The 18391-nt window shown below is 58.5% G+C and carries 17 protein-coding genes; 13 read left to right on the forward strand and 4 right to left on the reverse strand.

The annotated features are described in order from the left end of the window. The first annotated feature begins 149 nt into the window (after positions 1 to 149). Together WGT02_RS34810 and WGT02_RS34815 are read left to right on the forward strand one after the other, a co-directional pair. Entirely contained in the window at positions 150 to 830 is a 681-nt protein-coding gene (locus tag WGT02_RS34810) for a peroxiredoxin-like family protein (RefSeq protein ID WP_024317711.1), read from the forward strand. Between the two features lie 103 nt (positions 831 to 933). After that, positions 934 to 1284, forward strand: coding sequence for a hypothetical protein (locus WGT02_RS34815; RefSeq protein WP_040680820.1), 351 nt, complete (start codon positions 934 to 936; stop codon positions 1282 to 1284). 40 nt (positions 1285 to 1324) lie between these two features. Here the strand turns inward: WGT02_RS34815 and WGT02_RS34820 are convergent, their stop codons facing one another. After that, a complete protein-coding gene (locus WGT02_RS34820; RefSeq protein WP_024317709.1) occupies positions 1325 to 1624 on the reverse strand; it encodes a hypothetical protein in 300 nt (99 codons plus the stop codon). 122 nt (positions 1625 to 1746) lie between these two features. Here WGT02_RS34820 and WGT02_RS34825 point away from each other — a divergent pair, with 122 nt between their 5' ends. Beyond that, positions 1747 to 2214: a helix-turn-helix domain-containing protein gene (locus WGT02_RS34825; RefSeq protein WP_024317708.1), complete on the forward strand. Its 468-nt coding sequence runs from the start codon at positions 1747 to 1749 to the stop codon at positions 2212 to 2214. Positions 2215 to 2321: 107 nt separating this feature from the next. Here WGT02_RS34825 and WGT02_RS34830 read toward each other — a convergent pair whose 3' ends face one another. The 3 genes from WGT02_RS34830 to WGT02_RS34840 all read right to left on the reverse strand — a co-directional run bounded on the left by WGT02_RS34830 (position 2322) and on the right by WGT02_RS34840 (position 4699). After that, positions 2322 to 2957, reverse strand: coding sequence for a helix-turn-helix domain-containing protein (locus WGT02_RS34830; protein ID WP_225040489.1), 636 nt, complete (start codon positions 2955 to 2957; stop codon positions 2322 to 2324). A gap of 309 nt (positions 2958 to 3266) precedes the next feature. Continuing rightward, positions 3267 to 3896 (reverse strand): acyl-homoserine-lactone synthase, encoded by a 630-nt coding sequence (locus WGT02_RS34835; protein ID WP_024317705.1) that lies wholly within the window; start codon positions 3894 to 3896, stop codon positions 3267 to 3269. 74 nt (positions 3897 to 3970) lie between these two features. Further along, positions 3971 to 4699: a LuxR family transcriptional regulator gene (locus WGT02_RS34840; protein WP_208245398.1), complete on the reverse strand. Its 729-nt coding sequence runs from the start codon at positions 4697 to 4699 to the stop codon at positions 3971 to 3973. 570 nt (positions 4700 to 5269) lie between these two features. Here WGT02_RS34840 and ydiK point away from each other — a divergent pair. The 10 genes from ydiK to WGT02_RS34890 all read left to right on the forward strand — a co-directional run bounded on the left by ydiK (position 5270) and on the right by WGT02_RS34890 (position 18176). After that, on the forward strand, positions 5270 to 6427 hold the full coding sequence (gene ydiK, locus WGT02_RS34845) for an AI-2E family transporter YdiK (RefSeq protein ID WP_225040487.1): 1158 nt from the start codon (positions 5270 to 5272) through the stop codon (positions 6425 to 6427). 206 nt (positions 6428 to 6633) lie between these two features. After that, positions 6634 to 7536: a carbonic anhydrase gene (locus WGT02_RS34850; RefSeq protein ID WP_024317702.1), complete on the forward strand. Its 903-nt coding sequence runs from the start codon at positions 6634 to 6636 to the stop codon at positions 7534 to 7536. A gap of 379 nt (positions 7537 to 7915) precedes the next feature. Beyond that, entirely contained in the window at positions 7916 to 9238 is a 1323-nt protein-coding gene (locus WGT02_RS34855) for a DUF2254 domain-containing protein (protein ID WP_024317701.1), read from the forward strand. A gap of 410 nt (positions 9239 to 9648) precedes the next feature. Next, on the forward strand, positions 9649 to 12387 hold the full coding sequence (locus WGT02_RS34860; RefSeq protein WP_208245396.1) for a decarboxylase: 2739 nt from the start codon (positions 9649 to 9651) through the stop codon (positions 12385 to 12387). 145 nt (positions 12388 to 12532) lie between these two features. Next, positions 12533 to 14224 carry an aspartate-alanine antiporter gene (gene aspT, locus WGT02_RS34865; RefSeq protein WP_024317699.1) on the forward strand — a complete coding sequence of 564 codons (1692 nt, stop codon included), beginning with the start codon at positions 12533 to 12535 and terminating at the stop codon, positions 14222 to 14224. Positions 14225 to 14271: 47 nt separating this feature from the next. Continuing rightward, positions 14272 to 15888, forward strand: coding sequence for an aspartate 4-decarboxylase (gene aspD / locus WGT02_RS34870; protein ID WP_208245394.1), 1617 nt, complete (start codon positions 14272 to 14274; stop codon positions 15886 to 15888). A 212-nt stretch (positions 15889 to 16100) separates the two neighbouring features. Further along, positions 16101 to 16895: a DUF2092 domain-containing protein gene (locus WGT02_RS34875; RefSeq protein WP_225040485.1), complete on the forward strand. Its 795-nt coding sequence runs from the start codon at positions 16101 to 16103 to the stop codon at positions 16893 to 16895. Continuing rightward, on the forward strand, positions 16892 to 17104 hold the full coding sequence (locus tag WGT02_RS34880) for a hypothetical protein (RefSeq protein ID WP_024317696.1): 213 nt from the start codon (positions 16892 to 16894) through the stop codon (positions 17102 to 17104). The genes WGT02_RS34875 and WGT02_RS34880 overlap by 4 nt, the downstream gene beginning before the upstream one ends. Positions 17105 to 17541: 437 nt before the next feature. Further along, positions 17542 to 17835: an HdeA/HdeB family chaperone gene (locus WGT02_RS34885; RefSeq protein ID WP_024317695.1), complete on the forward strand. Its 294-nt coding sequence runs from the start codon at positions 17542 to 17544 to the stop codon at positions 17833 to 17835. Positions 17836 to 17951: 116 nt separating this feature from the next. Further along, entirely contained in the window at positions 17952 to 18176 is a 225-nt protein-coding gene (locus WGT02_RS34890; protein ID WP_231052461.1) for a hypothetical protein, read from the forward strand. The last annotated feature ends 215 nt before the right edge of the window (positions 18177 to 18391 follow it).

Consider the following 18391-nt stretch of genomic DNA (forward strand, 5'->3'; position numbering starts at 1 on the left):
TGCCAAAAAGGGGACGTTGCCGCCGTCGCAAAACGTCTGGGGTTCGCTAATTTACTCCGTGAACATAGCGAGTCGTGCTGTGGCGTGTTAGGTGTTGGACTGGGATCAAGCCCAGCATTCACCTGAACACCTGGCAAAGGACAGATGCCATGGGAGACCAGATACGCCCGCTGCAACCAGGGGAATACGCACCCGCATTCGCGCTTCCCTCGGCAAATCAAGAAGGCACGGTTTCTCTCGCCAGCCTCCACGGTCACCCGTTTCTGATCGCCTTCTTCCGCGGGTTGCACTGCCCGTTCTGCCGGCGTCAAGTGGGACAGCTCGGTGGCTTACAGCCTGCCCTGCGCGCGGCGGGGGTGGAAACTGTTGCCGTAATCAACACGCCGGTGGAGCGCGCCCGCATGTATTTTGGGCACCGGCCGACGCCGGCCTTGCTCCTATGTGACCAGGATTGCTCCACGCACCGGGCCTTCGGCGTACCGCGCGCCGAGTTCCTGCCCGAGGACAGCCGCGAGCAGCCTGCATGGCCCTATCGGGCAAGCATGGCGCAATTCGAAGCAGCTCGCATTAACCCGACGGGCGAATTGCCGGAAGCGCTACATCCAATGGCGGCCAATCCCGTGCTCAACGCCAAGGACGGCTTCGAGCTTAATGAAGCCGATCATGCGATCATCGCTCGCCACCCCACACAACTTGTCGGACACTTCCTTATCGACGCCGACGGCATCGTTCGCTGGGTGCAAATTGAAGCGCGCGACGGGCCCAACAGCCTCTCCATCTTTCCAAACGCGGCGGAGATGCTCGCCGCTGCCGGCAGCTTGCGACACTGAAGGCGTCGCATCTTGCGTTTTGAAACATGACCTAGCCGGCACGCTGCCTGACATTCGTCAGGCGTGTTTTCACGTCATCAGGCGGGGATGACTTTGATGGCTGATGGCAAGGATTACAGTATGGGGCACCTACGTCGACATGGCGGAATGGCGGCGAAACGCCGTCGATCCAAGCACCGGGCGTCGCCCAATCGCCGATTGGAATCTTCTCGCCGAGCGTAAGAGCGAGCTTACACTTCCGTTTGCGGATAACCCCTCGTGGCACGGCGTTGAATCCTGCCATCCGCCGCGTTTCGACAGCGATCACCAAGAAACTGAGCGTGATGGCGTTACCCGGGAGTATTCAGGGCGAAACGGTTGCGAATATCGCGAAGATGTCGACCGGCCGTTGCGGGCGCAGCCGTATTATTTCGATATCAACAGCACGCAGGACGGGACTATGGAACGGCACTAATTCGACCTGAGGCATTGAGACGCTGCGAAGCGTCCTTCAGCTAAAAGAAGCGCTCGACGGACTTGACAATTGCGTCGAGAGATTCGGCCTCAAAGCTCACGCCGGTGGCCGCGACAAAACTCGCCAAGTGAATGAGCTTCTCGCGGGCCTCCGGTTCGTTCCTTGGTGACCAGGCAAGGATGTCAGCCCTCAGCCGTTGCTCTTCGTTGCTGAGCTCGCCGATATCCGTGCGTATGCGGTCTCGCAGCGATGCCTGGCGCGCGATAGGGCCAAGCACGACGACGAGGGCGCGATGACGCGAAATCAGATTGGCGAGCTGCGGTCGAATATCGTCTGCCATTTCTTGACCTGTGCTCCTGTTTCCGATGTCCGTCGCACGCAGATGGTTGGCAGCCGTCCACGGTAGCCAGATGCGGTAAGGGTGATGTAAGAGGGAGGTAGGACAATGATAGGCTGCCTTTTATGACGACAAAATTTGACAAGTACGTCGAGGACAAACGTCTCGTTGAGACGACCGATCCGGAGATCGATAAAGCCATCTATCGTTGTCCCGGCTTCGAGGGATCACCCGAACTTGGCGAGCTCGATCGCCGCATTTCCGAAGCGCTCCGGGAGGCACGCGACAGGACCGGGTTGACCAGGGCTGAGGTGGCGCCGTTTCTCGGCCTGCACGAGCAAGTCTATGGCCGCTACGAGCGCAATGAGACGAAGATGCACGTCACCCGGCTCATCCACCTGAGCGAAGTTCTGGATTTTTCACCAATTGACTTGATCATGGCAGCTGCTCCTTATCGCTTTGGAAAGACACCCGCCGAGGCGGACAAGCGCCGAAAGCTCATCAAGGTGGTTGAATCGCTTCCCACTGACGCGGTGGAGTCACTTTTGGCGCTCGTAGAAGCCATGACAAAACTCCGGCCGCACGAAGAATAGAGCGTCGCCCCCCGGTGCTTTGCGGAAGATACCGGAACAGTGAATTCGCTTCTTGGCGGTTATACCGTCCTATACCATGACCGATCGCGATCGATGGCTTTTTCGAATTAGTCGTTGGCCTCAAAACTGGCCAAAAGCGCGATGAATTTCGGCCTCGTCTTTTTCGGAACAGACAAGAAGGCATCGACGAGGCGCTGACCCTCCTCGGTGGCGACAAATTCCTCGCGCAGGAGCGCCTTCTGGCTCAGTGCTGCATTATCTGTGCAGGATGCTGTGGGCAGGCTCTCGAAGAAATACGCAATCGGAACGCCGAGTATGTGCGCGACCTGGTAGAGAACCGAGGAACTGACCCGATTGGTGCCGCGCTCGTACTTCTGGATCTGCTGAAACGAAACGCCGACTGCAACGCCGAGGGCAGTTTGGGAGATTCGGAGTTGCTGCCGCCGCTTCTTGATCCGCTTCCCGACTTCGATATCGACGATATGCCCGCCGCTAGTTTTGTCCTTCGTATCCGCACCGAACCCGTTGGTCCTGACCGAAACAATATGCTGCATAAAAGCGCTCCCGCTGGCCAGATCGTCTGGCAACCAGAAGCCGGGGAGTTCGAAATGCCGTTGATTACCAGCCCCCGTGGACTTTAGCGCGAACGCCTCTTGCATACTCCACAGGCTCCCCGACCGATAATGGTCGCGAAGTCGTCGCCTAAAGCGCACAACAATCAATATGGGGTTTCGACGCCCCAAGACGGATATCCGTCTAAGTTGTATCCTATCAAGCTATTTCACGTTTGCAAAGAACTTTAAGACGATGTCTTAACATGCGCGCGGTTTGAGCCGCTTAGTCCAGCCGGTGCCGTCGCGTTTCCAACACGACCATTCGCAAAAGATACCGGACGAAATAGAGGTCATCGTTCGGTGGGTAACGGCGGCAAATTTCCTCGACAGCTTTGAGCAAAGCGGACGTTTCATTGTGCACCGTCGTTAGAACAAAGCGATGGGCGTCGGCTGCACCCATTAGCGATTTGCTGCGACGGGCCATAGTCGGCCCTCCTTTTATGCCGCGGCCGGGGACCGTCCCGCGATCGACCCATGCGGGCCGCTCCACGAAAGCAGCGTGCCGCACACCCCGTAGGTTTTCCGGTGTAGGTGAAGAAGGTCAGTCGAGATGTCGGCCGACGCCAGCGTTACAGGTCTATCGCGCTCGAGCGGCAGGCTTGCTAGGGGGCGCACCAAATAGCCTCTGCGCCTCATCATTGCGACAAGCGGCGTATAGGTCACAAACAAGATTTGTCGTGCGCCCAGATGAAGCAGGCATTCCAGCACGCCGGTCATCAATAGGTCTGATGCGTCAACGCCCGCGATTGAGGGCGCATCGAGGGCCGTTGCGCATCGTGTCCATTCGTATACTTGCGGCCCCTTGGGAAGGTCGATGCCAAGCGCGCCAGCCACTTCGGCGGCGAAGTTTGGAGCGATTGTCGGGACGAGTCTCGAATAACCAATGACTTCGCCGTGAAGCGCTAGAACGGCATGTACCACCGAAGGCGTATCGAAGCGGTCGCGTTCGCGGTGATCTTGGCGGCGCAGTTCCTCCCACCCTAACTGTTCGACAAACCGCAGATGCCGGAACGCCCAAATGCGCTCCGTGAGATCGGGATCCTCGTGCTCGAATAGTATCCGCAACATATGACTACCTCCGTCTGCATACCCAAAGGATGCAACCGGTGATCAGCGAAATCTATTCGTAAAATGTCCTAATTTTAGCGTTGCAAACCGTGGCGAAACGCTTCGGCAATGAGTTGAGCCCTATTCACGGCTGAGAGCTTTTTTTGAAGGTTCCGGATATGAGCCTGCACTGTACGCTGCGATCGCCCGGTGAACTCGCCGATCTCCCGGTCAGTTTTTCCCGTCGCACACAAGCTCAGGAATTCGCTTTCGCGTTTTGTGATGAAGATTTCCGGCAGAATACGATGGGAGGGCGCTGTCCATCCGAGCAAACGTGCGTGAGCAGTGGAAGCTACAATCGAAAAAAGCTGGACTTCCAGCGGTGTCATAGGTTCGCGCGTACCGGCGACGGAAAAAAGTCCATTAACACCAACTCGCGAATACAGAGGAATGGTGAGCCCATCGACCAAGCCAAATTCTCCAGCCTCACTCATAATTTTCCTTGCTTTAGTACTCAGTACACGGTTGTCGAGCGCCTTAGACCACACAGCCGGCTGGCCGGTTTGCCGCACATAGTGGGCAACAGGATCGGCGTGGAAATAGTTCAGCGCAAGATACCGTTCGAACCAGCCGCGGGGCCACCGCTCCCATACGAAGTAGGAGTCAAGGCGCTCGTGAGCCAGGGGCAGAAACGCCATGGCAAAATGATCCATTCCCAAATGACAGGTCACCCGTTCGACGGCTCCAGCGAGCTCGGCTTTGTCGCGAGCTTTTTCGCCAGCAACCAGAAACTCAAAAAGGATGTTCATCAGGAACTGTTCCACGAAAGCAATCCTTCTCTGAAAGAGCACTACCCACCGCGATCGGTGGCGTATTGCCGACCGCGGGCGACCATTGATAAGGCTCGATGGTTGTAAAGACAATAGCTACTACCCAGATTTGCATACGGCGGCCGGGTCTGAGTAGAGGTGTGGGCTCGCAAGATGCGGCGTTCGTCCATATTCCAACTGGCAAAACAGCGCGCTATTCCATCCTGTTGAGACCATGGAAGCAGGTCTCTGTCGCAAATAGTCATGACATGGAAAGGTTGTCGTCTTTCCATCCGGCGCGACGAGCGCGCGCACTGCAATCGTGACGCCCGCCTTCACGCATGCCTCGCGGCATCGTGGCGGCGGCAGAAACTCGGCCAAAGAGCATGACGGCCTGCCTTTGTCAGCCAGATGAAGCAGCGCCGTCTCGCCGCTCGGCGTTGGATCGCACTACAATATCCGCCAGCGTCCCGGAGTATCCGCCCAAGGTTCTTCTGCGCATGCGGAACTGGATGGACCACGTGTTTCCTGAGCACCGAGCCAAGTGGCAGGTGTGACCGGGAAATATCGATTGGATGCGAGCCAATGGAGCTTGCTCGCCTCGGACTGAATTGTGCTCCGGTGATGGAGGAGAACGTGATAAGTATCGGAATACGGGTATTGGGGGAGGCAATGGTTCAAGATCGTCGGGACGACCTCACGCGCATAACGCTAGCGGTGCTGTTCATCGGTAGCCTTCTCGTTGCCAGTTTTTGGTTGATGCAGCCGTTTCTTCCGGCAATCGTCTGGGCCATGACCTTGGTGATTGCTACGTTCCCTCTGATGCTCTGGGTGCAGCGCCACGTGGGCGGAAGCAGGGGGCTTGCCACATTTATCATGACATTGGTCTTGCTGCTGGTGCTGATCGTGCCGTTTTGGCTGGCTGTCAGCGTCATTGTCACCAACATCGATGAATTCGGCGGCATGATCCGCACTCTTCTGTCCATGCAGGCGCCGCCGCCGCCCACTTGGTTGGCCGACGTGCCGTTGGTTGGCGCACGCGCAACCGAGGCGTGGGCAAAACTCGCGTCGACCCGGCTGCAGGAACTGGTCCCGAGGCTGATGCCCTACGCTGGTGCGGCGACTCAATGGTTCGCGTCCGCCGCCGGCGGTTTAGGCACGATGCTCCTGCATTTCCTGCTGACCACGGCGATAGCGGCCATCATGTATATGGGCGGCGAGAAAGCTGCTGCCACGGCGGTCCGTTTCGGCCGGCGTCTCGCGGGCGATCGAGGAGAAATGGCCGTACGCTTGGCCGGGCAGGCGATCCGCAGCGTCGCTCTCGGTGTTGTGGTGACCGCGGTGGCGCAGACTGCTGTGGGCGGGATCGGCCTCATGGTGGTCGGCGTGCCCTTCGCGGCGTTATTGACCGCAGCGATCTTCATCCTGTGTTTGATTCAGATTGGCCCGGGCCTGGTGATGGTGCCGGTGGTGATATGGATGTACTATTCCAGCGATGCCGTGTGGGCGACCGTGATGCTGGTCTTCACCATTGTGGCGGGAACGATGGACCAGTTCATCCGGCCGGTCTTGATACGCAAGGGGGCGGATCTTCCTATTTTGCTCATCCTTGCTGGCGTCATCGGTGGTCTGATTGCCTTTGGCGTCCTCGGAATTTTCATTGGGCCCACGGTCCTTGCGATCGCTTACACCTTGCTGAATGCCTGGATGACGGATAGCGATCAGGAGGTCGTGCGACAGTAGAGAAACGAGCAAGCAGGGGCCTTGCTCTATCAGCATGGAAATCCCTGTGCGAAAACGCGGGCCGCAGGGAAAGCTTTCCGTGGCGACCAGCACGCAGCCGTTCGTCGTCAATGCGTAAACGATATCGTAAAAGCGTTAGTCTGAGATGCGATCGCAAAGTCACGGATCATCACGACAGCGGATCGCTGTTCGCAGGAGACTTCAGCATGGCAAGCAAGCTGCGCGAAGACCTTTCGCAGCAAGATTCGACCTGGTCAGCCGAAGTGACTTACCGGTTCGCGTTTGACGCTGCTCACAGGCCGCTACCGTCCGATGCAAACGCTGCCCGGCAACGGCTCGAGGGCGGAAACCGAGCCTTCGCCGAACTCCTTGGTCGGGTGGGGCCCTCTAAACCGGCAAGGTTGAGCATCGATGTTGACCCGCATGATGTCGGCCTTCTCCACGGGCACAGCGCAGCGCCCAAACAACAGCCGTTTGCAGCCATTGTCGGTTGCGCTGATGCGCGCGTTCCGGTGGAGCTTATCTTTTCAGAAGGGCCGAACGACCTCTTCGTTGTCAGGGCTGCCGGCAATGGTTTGGGCGACGACGTCATGGGCAGTCTCAGCTATGCGGTTGACCATCTGAAGGACAGCCTGCGCACCATCGTCGTTCTCGGCCACAGTCGGTGCGGTGCGGTTTCGGCAGCGGTCGACGTCCACCTGGAACCCGCCAAATACATGAAAATCATGACGCTGAAGGATCTGCGTCACATCGTGGACCGCACGCTGGTCGTGGTCCAGCTGGGCGCAACCTGGCTGGAGCGCGTGCATGGGACGGAAGTCATACGCCGGCCGGGCTATCGAGCGACCCTGATTGAGGTGGCGATCGTGCTAAACGCGGCATTGACCGCCTATGGCATGCGTCCGGGTCTGAGCCTGGGCGCCGGCGGGGGCATTGACGTCGTCTACGGCGTCTATCTTCTGGAGGAGCGGCTGGTGTGGGCGCCAAGACGTGAGGCGTCGGACTGGTTCGGTCTGGCGCCTGCGCCGTGCGACCCGAATGAATTCGTCATGCTGTGTGATCTTCTGGCATCGTGCGAGCGGGTGCAAACCTTACTCAATGGACCTTGAAGGTTCTTTGCTATTTGAAGTGCCGCGAGGTGACCGCAGGTTTTCGAGTGGTCGGCAAATGATCAATGCGCTGTGGCCGTCAGGATATGTACCGCCGGCGCGAAACAGAAGATGCATTGCAGTTCATCGAATGTCATAGCGCAGTTTTTCCTAAATACCGTCGGCGCCGCCTGTCCGGCGCGCTGATTGGAAGGGCCCCTGGCTCTACAAAGACCAGAGCCCTGGTGGTTCTCCAAAGGACTGTATTGCTCATGACGCGGATGAGGCGGAACGTGATCTTCACGTCGGTGCATTCAGGTAGGCGCCTGACGCGCGAACAGAAAACGACATTGCCGGGCACCTGAGCGCTGGGTGGGATCCGAGGGGGGAAGAGGATCAAATGAGCTGGAACAAGCTTTACGCGCTCAGGAGCTATCTGCGATCATCATTGTGGATCGTGCCCTTCTTCGCACTCGTTCTTCAACAGATACTCTTTCGCACGGCGCTAGTGCTTGAGGAGTGGACGACGTGGGTCCCGCGTTGGCCCCTTGGTACCGAAGGCACCGTCGCGGCGATGCAAGCCATCATCAGCCTGGCGCTATCCTTCATTGTCTTCACCTTCGGCTCACTTCTCGTGGCCATACAGATTGCAAGTGGGCAGCTTACGCCCCGGATCATAGCGACCACGCTTCTGCGCGACAATGTCATCCGCTTCACGGTGGGCTTGTTCATCTTCACGCTGCTCTTTGCGATCGGCGTGATAAGTCGCGTAAACACGTCCGCTCCGTCATTCATCGTATGGTTTTCAGGCATTCTTGGCGTGGCATCGCTGGCCGCCTTTCTCTATTTCATCGACTACTCAGCCCGGCTGCTTCGACCCGTCAGCATCATCCATCGCGTCGCCGAGCAAGGCTTCGAGGTGCTAAACCTCGTCTACCCTGCTCCCCTAGCGAAGCACGAGGAGGGATCTCCGCCGCACCATCGGCTCGGAGAGCCTGCTCGCATCGTCGCGCATCTTGCTTCTTCGGCCATCATTCTTGCCGTCGACGTGAAGGCGCTAACGGCCCGCGCGCAGCGGGCCGACGGCATCATCGAACTCTCGGCGCGCATCGGTGATTTTGTGTCGCAACGCCAGCCGCTGTTCCGCCTCCACGGCGGTGCCGCGGCGGTCCCCGACCACGACCTTCGCCGTACTGTCGCTTTCGGGCGAGAGCGGACCATCGAGCAGGATCCAACCTTCGCTTTCAGGGTGATTGTCGACATCGCCTCCAAAGCCCTTTCGAAGGCGATAAACGACCCGACGACGGCCGTACTCGCGATCGATCAACTGCATCGGCTGCTGCGCAGCGTCGGCCGACGCCAACTCGGCAACGAATACATACGTGATGCCGAGGGGTGCCTGCGCGTCGTGCTTCCGACGCCAGACTGGGAAGATTTCGTGCAACTGACCTGCCGCGAGATCAGGATCTACGGAACGGAAAATCTTCAAATCGCTCGGAGGCTACGCGCTATGATCGAAAATCTGGACGCGGTCCTGCCGGAAACCCGGAAGCCGGCGTTGCGACTGGAACGGGATCTACTCGATCGGATGATCGAAAAGGTTTATCTATTGCCTGAGGACGCAGCACTTGCACGTATCGCAGATACGCAGGGACTTGGTGGTTCGGCAGAGAAACAGCATCTCGCCCGATGTCGCGGGGACAGCGGCGAATTCGAGCGATGAGTCGGGCTCCCCGCCGCGCGGGTCGGAATTGAATGATGACGGGCGCAGGTCGTGAAAGGAATGACTACCGAAGCGACCTGTGTCGAAAAGCCGTTTACCATCATTCCACTGGTCGTGACCGAGGTGCAGGATGTGATCGCCGCCGAGGTTTAAGTCCGGCACCTTCCTTGTCGCGTCGAGTGTTGGGTTAGGCTGATCGCGATCCTACGAGCGTGGTCACCACAGCTATCCAATTCCTTGGTCGATTGGTAAGCCGCAACAACCTCAGCAGCGCGAAAGTACTCCCAACGGCGCAAAAAAACATAGATTTTTGCTAATATTACGAGTAGTAGTTGCTAATATGAGGTCAACGTAGAGTTTCGGCAGGCAGGCTTACTTTTCCAGCGATGATTTTTTCGGCGGAGGTAATTATGTCGCAGGATCCGAAGCATAAAGTTAGCCGGATAGACCAATTCTTCTCAGGACCGAATGCCAGGGCCGATCGTTGGCGCGACCTCGCAGATTCCGCCGAGGCGTGGCTTGCCGGCTCTCTTGATCGAACTGAGCTCGAAGAAGAGCTCGCAGAACTGGCGATCACGGAAGCCTATTTCGCTTATCCGGGCGGACAGCTGCTGTCCGCGCTGCGGGAAAATGCGGTGGCGGACAATGCCGCTGCCATGGCGCACCTTGTCAACCGCATTGTCCGGGCCCTGATGACGCGCTCGTTCCGGCAGGACGCAAACGACTGGGATGCAGGCGAGGATATCCGCGACAACTTTCCAGAGCTCGTGCCATCGTCGTTGACCACACGGGAACATCACCGGCCGTATTTCGAAACGTTGATTGTCACAGGGGTGCCCGCATCGACCTGGCCGGCGCTGTGCACCGAATGGCGCAAACTTCGCCGCCCGCTGGATACGTTCATCTACGAGCCCATCTTCGTCGGCAGTCTCGAAGATGCGTTCTGCGCGACAATTCTCAATCCCAGTATCGCAGCCACCGTCATCAACGAGGGGTTTGCCCTGCGCTCGCGGCAGGACGCGCCGGTGCTGCGGTCGCTGATCGCGTCTCTCGACTCTAAGGAAGCGAATACCGCGTCGCCCCTAGGGTTGGCCAAGATTCTCAAGCGCGTTCGTCCGGAACTCGACTTGTACCTGATGGTGAACAGGCGGGTCGAGGAAATGGCTGGCCAGGCCGATGCTGGAGTGGCCCGCCGGATCTTCTATTCGGTCGAGGAACTGCTCGAACTTCATCTGGCTATCCTCGAGGGCGTGCAAGCGCGGTATGAGACGCCCTTCTTCGACAATCTCAAGAAGTATGCGCAGCGACCGGTTGGCACGTTTCATGCACTTCCGATCGCAAGGGGCAAGTCGATCTTCAAGTCCGACTGGATCCGCGACATGGGCGAGTTCTACGGGCCGACGCTCTTTCTGGCCGAAAGCAGTGCGACCACCGGGGGCCTCGACAGCCTGTTGGAGCCGACGGGTAACATCAAGAAGGCGCAGGAACTCGCGGCAAGGGCGTTCGGCGCCGACCACGTCTTCTTCGTGACCAACGGAACGTCGACGTCGAACAAGATGGCGGTTCAGGCGCTGCTGGGGCCGGGCGATATCGCGATCGTCGATCGCAACTGCCACAAGTCCCACCATTACGGAATGGTGCTCGCGGGTGCGCAACCGCTCTATGTCGAGGCGTTTCCGATGACGGAATACTCGATGTACGGAGCGGTTCCCCTTCGCACCATCAAGCAGGCGCTGTTGAACCTGAAGGCTGACGGAAGGCTGAACCGCGCCAAGATGGTCGATCTCACTAACTGCACCTTCGACGGCCATATCTACAATACGCGTCGGGTGATGGAAGAGTGCCTGGCGATCAAGCCGGATCTGATCTTCCTGTGGGATGAAGCGTGGTTCGGATTTGCGCGGTTCTCGCCGTTCTTGCGTCCTCGCACGGCGATGGGTGCGGCCGACGATATCGAGGCGTGGATCCACGATCCGGAGTCGGTTGTCGCTTACGAGAAACAACAGGCGGAGCTTGGTGCGAGCCCGTCCGACGATACGCTGCTGAACACGCATTTGCTTGCCGACCCGCGAGAGGTCAAGCTGCGCGTCTATCAGACGAATTCCACCCACAAGTCGATGTCGGCCCTACGCCAGGGCTCGATGCTGCTGGTCAAGGATGTCGAGTTCCACACGGTGGAAGCACAATTCCACGAAGCGGTGTTCACCCACGCTTCCACGAGCCCGAACCAGCAATTGATTGCCAGTCTCGACGTGGCGCGCAGGCAGATGGAACTGGAGGGATATGGCCTCGTCCACAATGCGATCGAGATCGCGCTGGCAATCCGCCAAGCGATCGGACGACACCCCTTGATCTCCAAATATTTCCACGTTCTTGGCTCCGACAAAATGGTGCCGGATCAGTTCCGCGAGAGTGGGTTCACCGATTTCCTTGACCCCAAATCGAACTGGGTGGCCGCGTGGCGCAGCTTCAAGGACGATGAATTTTGCCTCGACCCGACGCGCATGACGCTCGTTTGCGGCACCGCGGGACTTGACGGCACGCAATTCAAGAAACTCCTGGCGGATCGTTACAACATACAGCTCAACAAGACGTCCCGAAATTCCGTCCTCTTGCAGTCGAACATCAACAATACGCGCAGCGATGTCGCTCATCTTATCCGCGTCCTGGTCGAGATCAGCAGCGAGATCGCTCAGCGTCTGGTCGAAAGCGGTCCCAACGTTCGCAAGGAATTCGATGCGCGGGTGAAAAGCCTCATGACGGATGTGCCGGACCTGCCGAACTTTTCGCATTTCCATGATGCCTTCCGGGCGGATGCCGGCCAACGGACGAACGAAGGCGACATTCGCGGCGGTTTCTATTCCGCCTACAATGCCGACGGATGCGAATATATCCGGCTTGCGGATCGGGAGATTGACCGGCGGCTGAAAGAGGGCCCCGATCTCGTCTCCGCGAATTTCGTCATTCCCTACCCGCCCGGGTTTCCGATCATGGTGCCGGGGCAGGTGATCACCCAAGAGACGATCGATTTCATGCGCAAGCTCGACGTGAAGGAAATCCATGGCTACGACGCTGCCGAAGGCCTGAGGCTGGTGCGTGCAGAAGCACTCGCGAAACGCACCGGTAAGTCGGCGAAGCGCGCCGCCTGAGTAATGGACCAGAGCATAGGGCAGGAGGATTTTAGGCCAGGTCGACCTTAAATCTGAAACCGCCAATACATAAAAAAGAAGAGCATGCTGCCGAAAATCGCTTACGCGTTTCGGCACATGCTCTGTCACAGGGATGGGTGACGTCATGATCGATTGGTTCTTTCAGACGCTGCGAAACTATCCGGAGATCGCCATTTTCCTGGCGCTCGCTTTCGGTTACTACTTCGGCTCGTTCACCTACAAGGGCTTAGGCCTCGGCGCAGTCACTGCAACGCTCATTGCCGCTGTGATCATCGGACAGATCGGAATTACGGTTTCGGGTCCGCTTAAGCCGACCTTTTTCCTGATGTTCCTGTTCGCCATTGGCTACGGGGTTGGGCCGCAGTTCGTCCGCGGCATTTCGCAGGACGGAATTCCGCAGGCCCTGTTCTCCGTGGTGGTCTGCTTGTTCTGCCTGGCCGCCGCCTACATCGGCGCAAGGCTGGCAGGCTATGGCATAGGTTCAGCGGCTGGACTCTATGCCGGTTCGACAACGATCTCGGCGTCGATGGGACTCGCGACCGACGCCATCAACCGCCTCAATCTTCCACCGGAGGAAACCAAGGCGCTGCTGGACGCCATGCCGGTCGCCTATGCCGTCACCTACATCTTCGGCACGATGGGTTCCGCGATCATTCTTTCCATCATCGGGCCGGCACTCCTTGGCATCGATCTGCCGGCCGCGTGCAAGCGTTACGAGGAGAAGCATGGCGGAAAGAAGGAATTGGGCGGTCCTGGAACGGCCTGGCACCGATTTGAATTGCGGGCTTTTCGCGTCCGCGAAGGGATGCCGATAGTCGGCAAGACCGCGCATGAAGCGGAAGCAATGCTGCCCGAACAGCGCGTGTTCATCGAGGGCATCCGCCGTGGCCAACAGATCATCGACGCCACTGCCGATACCCTCATCCAGGCTGACGATGTCGTGGCCGTGGCCGGCCGCCGGGAGGTGTTGGTCAATCTGATCGGAACGACGGCGGAAGAAGTCGACGACCGCAAGCTCTTGGCGATGCCGATAGAAGGTGTCGATGTCTACGTCACCAGCAAAGAGGTCGATGGCATGACACTGGCCGAGCTGGCCAAAGCCCAAGGCGCTCGCGGCGTTTTCCTACGAAAGATCACCCGCGGAGCGACCGCGACGGATATTCCGATTTTTGCAGACACCAAGCTGCACCGGGGCGATATCGTCAACCTCGTCGGGCGCACGCAGGACATAGCGGCCGCGACCAAGATGCTGGGCCATCCGGACCGCGCGACCGATGTCGCGGATGTGGCGTTCATCGGCGCGGCAATAGCAATCGGGGCTCTGCTCGGCGCATTTGTCTACAGAGTTGGGAGCGTGCCGTTGACGCTGTCCACATCCGGGGGCGCGCTCGCTTCCGGCCTGTTCTTCGGATGGCTCCGCTCGGTACACCCGACCTTTGGTCGGATTCCGTCGTCGACCGTGTGGTTCATGAATTCCATCGGGTTGAACATATTCATAGCCGTGGTCGGCATCTCGTCGGGGCCAGGCTTTGTCGCAGGCCTGCGGGAGCTTGGCTTCAGCCTTTTTCTCTGGGGCGTCTTTGTGACGACCATGCCGCTGGTTCTTGCAATGTATGTCGGGAAATACGTATTTCGCTTCGATGAAGCGATACTGCTTGGTTGCTGCGCCGGCGCGCGCACGACGACGGCGGCCCTTGGCATGATTAACGACCGCGCCGGCAGCCAGATTCCCGGGCTCGGCTACACGGTTACCTACGCTGTCGGAAACATATTGCTGACGACCTGGGGCATGGTCCTCGTGATGTTGATGACATAACCGCGAAAGGCTGACCTTTCGCGCAATTCCTACAGCAGGAGCAGGTCATGGCTGACGCCCTTACGCTACACAAGTTCGAGGCTCTAAGTCCTTTCGAGATTAAGGATGAGCTGATCCAGCTCGCCCGGAACACCTCAAAGACCACCCAGTCGGCGTTCCTGAATGCCGGCCGCGGCAATCCCAACTGGGTCGCCACCACGCCGCGTGAGGGCTTTTTTCTGCTTGGGCAGTTCGCCGTCACCGAATGCAGGCGGGTGATGGAGCATCCGGCGGGACTCGCCGGGATGCCGCAGGCGAAAGATATCGCGGCGCGGCTGGAGTCGTGGCTGACAAAGCATGCCGACATGCCGGGTGCCGGCTTCCTGTCTTCGATGCTGCAGTTCGCAACCAGGACCTTCAGCTTCGACCCGGACGCCTTCGTGCACGAACTCGTCGATTCCATCATCGGCGACAACTATCCGGTGCCGGACAGAATGCTCGTCCACAACGAGCGGATCGTGCACGAATATCTGATGTGGGCGATGTGTGGCAAGCCGCGGCCGCCCGGCAAGTTCGATCTTTACGCCGTCGAAGGCGGCACGGCTGCGATGTGCTACATCTTCAAGACTTTGAAGGCCAATCGCCTGCTGCATCCTGGCGATACCATCGCGCTCGGGACGCCCATTTTCACTCCTTATCTGGAGATGACGCACCTGGAGGACTACGACCTCAAGGTCGTGCATATCAGAGCACCGCAGGAAAATCGGTTCCAGTTTACGGACGAAGAGATCAAGAAACTGGAGGACCCGACGATTAAGGCGCTCTTCATCGTCAATCCCGGCAATCCCACCGGCATGGCGCTGAGCAAGGAGACCATTGGCAAACTAACGAAACTGGTGAAGACCAAGCGCACGGATCTGATGCTTTTGACGGACGATGTGTACGGCACCTTCGTCGACGATTTCCGCTCCTTGCTCGGTGAGCTTCCGCAGAACACGATCGGCGTCTACTCGTATTCGAAGTACTTTGGCTGCACCGGGTGGCGGCTTGGCGTCATCGCCGTCCACGAGGAAAACATCTTCGACACGATGATCGCCAAATTGGCAGACGCAGATTTGAAGGCGCTGGACAAGCGGTACGGCGCGCTCACGCTCGAGCCGCGCAAAGTCAAATTCATCGATCGCATCGTCGCCGACAGTCGCGACGTGGCCCTCAACCATACGGCGGGGCTCTCGCTTCCACAGCAGGTGATGATGAGCCTCTTTTCCCTCTGCGAGATGATGGACGGAGAAAAGCATTATCAGGCCGCCTGCAAGGAGATTGTCCATCGGCGCGCCCGGACCATGATAGACAGTATGGTTCTCAAGGTCGACGCGAACCCGAACTTCGACGCCTACTACGGCCTCATCGACTTTGAGTTCTGGGCTCGCAAGAATATCGGCGATGAAGCGGTCGAATACCTCAAGAAGAATATCCACCCGCTCGATCTTGCTTTCCGCTTGGCCGAGGCACATGGGATCGTGCTTTTGAACGGCGGCGGCTTTGAGGCGCCGAACTGGTCGTTGCGCGTGTCCTTGGCGAACCTGCCCGACGAAGCGTACGAAGACATCGGGCGCGGCGTGCGCACGATTGCCCGCGGCTACAGGGACGCATTCGAAGCGTCGAAAACCGCACCCAAGAAGTGAAAGACTAGTGTCATGCGAAAGGCGGCACGTCTGGGGAGGTTCTGGTCCAGATTGTCTCGGTTCGAGGCCGCGCAGCCGCACTATTGTGCCTTGCGGGCCGGCCGCCTGCTGCTGGAATTGGACCAAGCCCGATTTGAAACCGGCTGTGAGAAGCAGGCCATCGTTATCAGTCAATAACAAGCGGAGGGAGGCGTACTTCCATGAGAAGGATAATGCAAAAAGTCATGTGGTCGACTGCGGCTGCGCGTTTATCGGCGCTTGCGCTGATCTGTGTTTTGGGAGCACCGCCGGACGCCGGCGCCGGCGAGGCGGAAGCCAAGGGCCTGCTCAAGGCGATGTCGGATTATCTGGATGCGCAGGAGACCATTTCATTCGGATACGACAGCAATCTCGAGGTCGTCACCAAGGACCACCAGAAAATCTTGCTTGCGAGCTCGGGCAAGATTAAAATCAGGCGGCCCGACAAGATCCGGGTCGCGCGGACCGGCGGGTTTGCCGATATCGAGATGATTTTCGACGGAAAGACGCTCAGTGTGCTCGGCAAGAACCTCAATCTCTACACTCAGGTGGAGGTGCCCGGTACGGTTGAACATCTGGTCGACGAATTGAGGGAAAAGCTTCACAAACCCATTCCCGGCGCCGACCTATTGCTTCCCAAAGTGTACGACGAACTGATCGCCGACGTGGTCGATGTGAAGGATCTCGGCAGCGGCGTGATCGGCGGCACCGAATGCGATCATCTCGCGTTCCGCGCCAAGGAGGTCGATTGGCAGATATGGATCGCCCAGGGCGAGCACCCCTATCCCTGCCGGTATGTGATCACTGCCAATAAGGTCGATCAGGCACCGCAGTACAGCATCCAGATCAGAGATTGGAAAACAGGCACTGGGGTTACCGCTGATGATTTCGTCTTCGATAATGCAATCGGTGCCAAGAAGGCCGACCTCGCGGAGCTGAAGGATATAGACGAACTACCCGCACACTTTTCCGTAGGAGGTGGCCAATGAGCCTATTGAGGAAACTGGGAATTCTGCTGGTGGCTGCGGGCACGGGCTTTACCGTGCTCGACGCGGGCGAGGGACTTTCGATCCTCGGCGTCCATGGATTTGTCTCGACGGCGGAGGCGAGGGTAGGGCGTCCGCTGACGCCGGTCAGCGTCGCTGGCGTGGCCCGGCGCTCGGCACGCCGTTGTGCGTCCGGAGTGTATAACTGCTGAGCTAGCCGAAGCAGCCATAGTCGACGGCGTTTGTCGTATCGGAGTCGTCTCACCGTTGGCCGACGTCTAGGGCGTTATCGGTCCTGCGGCTCGTTGAGTGGCCCAAAGCTACTGCGACATTTCGGTGTTGCAGGGAAGGGACGAACTCGAACGATGGGGCGTATCTTCCCGAAGTCCTGACCCCAGCTCACCTGAGGGAGGAAAGCACTCTCGTCAGGCCTAACGTTGATGCAGCGGATAACCCGTAGCCTTGCGAAAACTTTATAAAAAACGCGCATCCTCGCCCGCATCGTGCTATTATTAGTTGTTTCTAAACTGTCGGTTCCTGCCGTGATCGGTCCTGATCGTGGCTCGGTGCGGTTTCCAAACAAAACTCCACACATGCACGAGCACTCGTCCTGGCCAAGGGCGAGGCTGTTTGGGAGGACGACAGTACCATGAGACGGTTTGTGTCAATCGCAATCGCAGCTGCAGGTCTTTGCTTGGCTAGCCAGGCGCTGGCTGCAGACGTGGACATGTCAAAGCCCACCTGCAAGGAAGTCGGTGCCATGCCTGCAGCCAAGACTATTGGCGTGGCCATGTGGGTGAACGGATATGTCCATGGCAAAGCTGGAGATGGCATGGTGGACGGTGACAAAGCCCATGCAAATGCGCAAAAGATTGCCGACTATTGCAAGAACAACGCCAGTTCTACGGTGGCCGGCGCAATAGAAGCAGTCTCTAAAATGTAGCAGACGGTATGACGGTGGCGGCATGAGGCCGCCACCATGGGCATGAGGCCACAATCGTGGCCGCTTCAACGGGAGGACGAACAATGTTCGGATTCAAGCCTCTATTCAGTGCCTTGATGGCTACGATATTCCTCGCAGGCGCGCCAGCTATGTCCTTGGCAACAGAGCAAGGACAACAGCGCAAGGCTGCGCGTGATGTCCGCCAAGACACCCGCCAGGGTGCGCGCGATACAAAGCAGGCGTGCCGCTCCGCTAACGACAAAAGCAACGCCGCGTGCCGACAGGACAAACGGAACGCTAAGCAAACGGGGCGTCAGACGGGCAGAGACATCAAGTATTGAGCGCATACGACTTGCGGCACAAAGCAACCCCGTTAGGTGCCGCAAGACAGTGACTTCAAGCCTTTCAGATCGGTTTGAGGTCCGGCTCAGGCGCGCCCTTTAGCCCCGGGTGGATGTTTTCGGATAGCCACCGGCCCCCGCCGAACAACCATTCGGTCCCTCAACTTCAGGCAGAGGGTGCGTCGGAGTGCCTAGCTTTTTGTTGAATTCAGCAA

The organism is Rhizobium sp. T1470, assembly GCF_042140505.1.
GTDB lineage: Bacteria > Pseudomonadota > Alphaproteobacteria > Rhizobiales > Rhizobiaceae > Rhizobium > Rhizobium favelukesii.